Genomic DNA, 4,266 nt, shown 5'->3' with positions numbered 1-4,266 from the left:
GTTGATAACGTTGAAAGAGTTCAGTGGAAAACTCCCCATCCCTTGTCCGCGGCACGCGCAAGGTCAACCGTCCCACCCGAGTCGTCAATTGCCGGGGATAAGACCCGTTTCGATAGCCTTTTCGCTCCTCTGTGCGCTCATAACGGCCGGCGCCAAGTTGATCCGTTAACTGGGCTTCAAGGATTTGATTCAAGACCTGTTCCAACAGTTTGGCCAGTCCTTGATCTTGCGACAAGAACCCGTGCAGGATTTCATCGCTTATTGTAATATTGTATTGAGCCATAGTTGCTTTCCTCCTTTTTGTTTTTTGTTTTGGTCAATGTCCATTCTATCAAAGGGAAAGCAACGTGGCTCTTTTTACATTTCCTTTTTACACAATTTTACGGACTCAACTCGGGAAATTTAGAGTTCTAGTGATTTCATCAATAGTAATAGGTGTATCCGCAACTTTTATTTTGACCCTTGTTTATCAAAAAATTTTTGATGGCCTCCTCTGATCGTTTTTTTATCGATCATACATATTTAGAGAAGTGATATACGCTTTCAACTTTTATTGGGATTGAAAGCGAATGTGGGCTCCTTTTGACAAGTGCAGGCTGGATCCATACATCGATAACCAGCGTTCATGAGGCTGACTTTCCTGAATATATTCGATTTACTATGAATGACGGGAGGAAGAAACTCTTTTTAATAGAAACTGGGTCCCTAGGTCATGGATCATGCTCTTATTTCAGATTTTTTCGGATAAATCGTACAGGAGAGGCCGGGCAATGGTAAAATAAAACAGTAAAGGGATTGCGCGCATGGAGGGATAGACATGTCAACGTTTCAGGAAAAATTGGAAAAGTATGCTGAACTCGCGCTTAAAAAAGGGGTAAACATCCAAAAAGGTCAGGAGCTCGTCGTTACGGCCAAGCTTTCCGCCGCCTCGTTTGTGCGCTTGGTGGCCAAAAAGGCGTATCAAGCGGGCGCGAAGCACGTTCATATCGAATGGAGGGACGATGATCTGACGCGTACGCGCTTTTTGTACGCGCCGGAGGAATCGTTTGAGGATTATCCGGAATGGAAAGTCCACGCTTTTGAAACGCTCGCCGAAAAGAACGCGGCATTTTTGAGCATTTATTCTCCAAATCCGGAATTGCTCAAGGATATTGATCCGGAAAAAGTGGCAAAAGACAACAAGGTCGAGGGCGAAGCGTTGAAAAAATTCGACGAATTCATTGTGAAAGATAAGGTCAGCTGGTCATTGATTTCCGTCCCGTCGGAAACATGGGCCGCGAAGGTTTTTCCCGATTTGGAGAAGGAGGAAGCGATCGCCCGTTTGTGGGAGATGATCTTCAAAATGACGCGCGTTGATCAGGAAGATCCCGTTGCCGCTTGGGACGACCATGTGAAAAATCTGCAAAACAAAGCAGCCGTCTTGAATCGAAAAAAGTTTAAAAAATTGCATTATAAAGCGCCGGGCACCGACTTGACGATCGAATTCCACGAAAAGCATCGGTGGATCGACGCGACGTCGACAAACGCCAAGGGAACTCCGTTCGTCGCGAACATTCCGAGCGAAGAAGTGTACACGCTCCCGCTTAAAACGGGCGTCAACGGCAAGGTTCGAAGCACCATGCCGCTCGTATACAACGGCAACTTGATCGAAGGGATCGAGCTGACGTTTAAGGAAGGCCGCATCGTCGACTACGCCGCTAAGAGCGGTTTTGAAACGTTAAAACATCTGATCGAAACCGACGAAGGCTCGCATTACTTGGGTGAAGTCGCCCTCGTTCCGCACGATTCACCGATTTCCCAATCGGGGCTTCTCTTCTACAACACGTTATATGATGAAAACGCGTCTTGTCATCTGGCGATCGGGGAAGCGTATCCGACGACTTTGGAAGGCGGCGCGGACATGACGCGCGAGGAACTCGACGCCCACGGCGTCAACGACAGCATCAACCACGTCGACTTTATGATCGGCTCCGCCGAACTCGATATCGATGGGGAACTGGCCGACGGTTCCCGGATCCCGGTGATGAGAGGCGGGCGCTGGGCGATTTGAGCGGACACCCCCGGCCGCTTGATCGCAATGCCGTGGGTCGGTGTAGCGGCAGTATGGATGCTTCACATCGACCGACGCCGGGCGGATTCGGAAAGGTCTCGCGGGTGTGAAAAAGGTCACAGACCGTCAGGCGCCGTTAGTGTAAGATAAAATTAAGGAGTCCGAATTTTTTAACGGCGAGCGATCCGAATTTGCTCTCTCCGCAGGACGCGGGACCGGTGGATCGGTTGATCGGCGCGCCGTCCGCGGCCCGTTTCCATAAGGGGAGGTGCCGCACCGCCGTGACCATACAAAAGGGGGATCATTTGAATGGACTATCGCGTTTCTTCCATTCTCGTCGCGTTTGACGGCTCGGAGCTGAGCCGGAAAGCGCTGCAGTTTGCGGAAAACATCGCGCGGACGGATGAGTCGATCACGGTGCACCTTTTGACGGTCAAAGCGCCCTATTATCCGGTCATGTATCCCGGGGATTACTACGTTGTCGACAAAAAGCTGTTGGAAGATTGGGATCAGCAGATTAAAAAGACGCTCGACGAGGCAAAAGCCGGCCTTTCGATAAAAAATACCGTCCGGACGCACATCGTGACCGGTTCTCCGGCTCAAGCGATCGTCGATTTTGCCGATCGCCACGATATCGACTTGATCGTGATGGGCAGCCGCGGCCTCGGACCCGTGAAGGAATTTTTCCTTGGAAGCGTCAGCCACCATGTGGTGCAGGCGGCGAAGTGTCCGGTCTTAATCGTCAAGTAACGGGCAGCATTCATCACAAAATTCGCACCGTCATTTGAGGAATTCGCCGAAACGGCCGACACCTTGCCACGTGCTTGGATGGGCACGTGGTTTTTCTTTTTATATATGGGTTAAAAAGCAATGCCAAAGCGGTTAATACGAGAGGCGGTAGGAAACATAGGGCGTTTACATTCAACATAAACACGATTATCATAGATGTCACAATATCCTGAGGCCATATCCATTGAATACGACGCATTGTTGGGAGGTGCATGGAAACAGCAAGTCCTCAGCGAAGAATTTGAAAGGGATTTCATCAGGCGTTATTTTTAGATCAGGTGAAGGTTTGAAGTTCGCCGAATTTATAAATGCTAAGAATCCATCGAGAAATGAGTGAAGGAATAATGGAAAATTTAACATTTACATACGTCATCTACATCGCCACCTCGCCGGAAAAGCTTTGGGAAGCGTTGACGGACGGCGAAGCGACCGAGAAATACTTTTTCGGGACGCGCGTCCAAACCGATTGGCACGTCGGTTCTCAAGTCACCTATTCACGGCACGGCGAGGTCACGGATTACGGCCAAGTGCTGAAATGCGAGCCGCTTCGCTTGCTTTCGTTTACGTGGAACCATGTCGGCGACCAAACGCCCCGCGAGCAACCGACACGGGTCACGTTTAAACTGCAACCCATAGACGCCGCGACGGTCAAGCTGACCCTTAAGCATGAAAACCTTTTGAAAGAAGATTATGTGGATGACGACAATACCTTTGCAGGATTCAATAACGGCTGGCCGGCCATTTTAAGCAACTTAAAGAGTTGGCTTGAGACGGGGATAGCAATGACCGCCATATCCATTTAACAATAGCCTTTGTCATAAAAAACTTTACGAACGGAAGAAGTTTCAATATTTGAAGTAGCTTTCGTTCGTTTTTCATTCTTATCAAGTAGATGTTGTTATTAAACGTAGGTCTAGCGGATGTATTCGTTTAAAATAGGGAAGGAACTGTTCGATGAATCTAAAGCCCAACATAAAACGAGTGTGTCAAGTTCGATGATGAACCGCAATGACAATTTCATTTTGTTAGTTTAAAAATTTCTCCATTTACAATACTCTTTTAGAAAGATCCATTTCCCAGTTGAGTCCGTAAAATTGTGTAAAAAGGAAATGTAAAAAGAGCCACGTTGCTTTCCCTTTGATAGAATGGACATTGACCAAAACAAAAAACAAAAAGGAGGAAAGCAACTATGGCTCAATACAATATTACAATAAGCGATGAAATCCTGCACGGGTTCTTGTCGCAAGATCAAGGACTGGCCAAACTGTTGGAACAGGTCTTGAATCAAATCCTTGAAGCCCAGTTAACGGATCAACTTGGCGCCGGCCGTTATGAGCGCACAGAGGAGCGAAAAGGCTATCGAAACGGGTCTTATCCCCGGCAATTGACGACTCGGGTGGGACGGTTGACCTTGCGCGTGCCGCGGA

5 protein-coding genes are annotated in these 4,266 nt (G+C 48.3%); 4 read left to right on the top strand and 1 reads right to left on the bottom strand.

Translation table 11 applies throughout. From position 1 onward, the window contains the following. Positions 1-283 (bottom strand): transposase (locus tag CCB157_RS16015; RefSeq protein ID WP_193432321.1); only part of this gene is annotated, 283 nt, incomplete at its 3' end. Positions 284-817: 534 nt separating this feature from the next. Here CCB157_RS16015 and CCB157_RS16010 point away from each other — a divergent pair. The 4 genes from CCB157_RS16010 to CCB157_RS15995 form a co-directional block, all read left to right on the top strand. Then, positions 818-2,050, top strand: coding sequence for an aminopeptidase (locus CCB157_RS16010; RefSeq protein WP_077616836.1), 1,233 nt, complete (start codon positions 818-820; stop codon positions 2,048-2,050). A 309-nt stretch (positions 2,051-2,359) separates the two neighbouring features. After that, positions 2,360-2,800 carry a universal stress protein gene (locus CCB157_RS16005; RefSeq protein ID WP_077616835.1) on the top strand — a complete coding sequence of 147 codons (441 nt, stop codon included), beginning with the start codon at positions 2,360-2,362 and terminating at the stop codon, positions 2,798-2,800. A 383-nt stretch (positions 2,801-3,183) separates the two neighbouring features. Continuing rightward, a complete protein-coding gene (locus CCB157_RS16000; RefSeq protein ID WP_077616834.1) occupies positions 3,184-3,642 on the top strand; it encodes an SRPBCC family protein in 459 nt (152 codons plus the stop codon). A gap of 386 nt (positions 3,643-4,028) precedes the next feature. Then, positions 4,029-4,266: transposase (locus CCB157_RS15995; RefSeq protein ID WP_193432320.1), on the top strand; the 238-nt coding region annotated here is incomplete at its 3' end.

The sequence above is a fragment of the Caenibacillus caldisaponilyticus genome, from assembly GCF_002003465.1.
GTDB lineage: Bacteria > Bacillota > Bacilli > Bacillales > Sporolactobacillaceae > Caenibacillus > Caenibacillus caldisaponilyticus.
The sequence above is the reverse complement of the archived record's forward strand: the minus strand, read 5'-3'. Positions and strand labels throughout refer to the sequence as shown.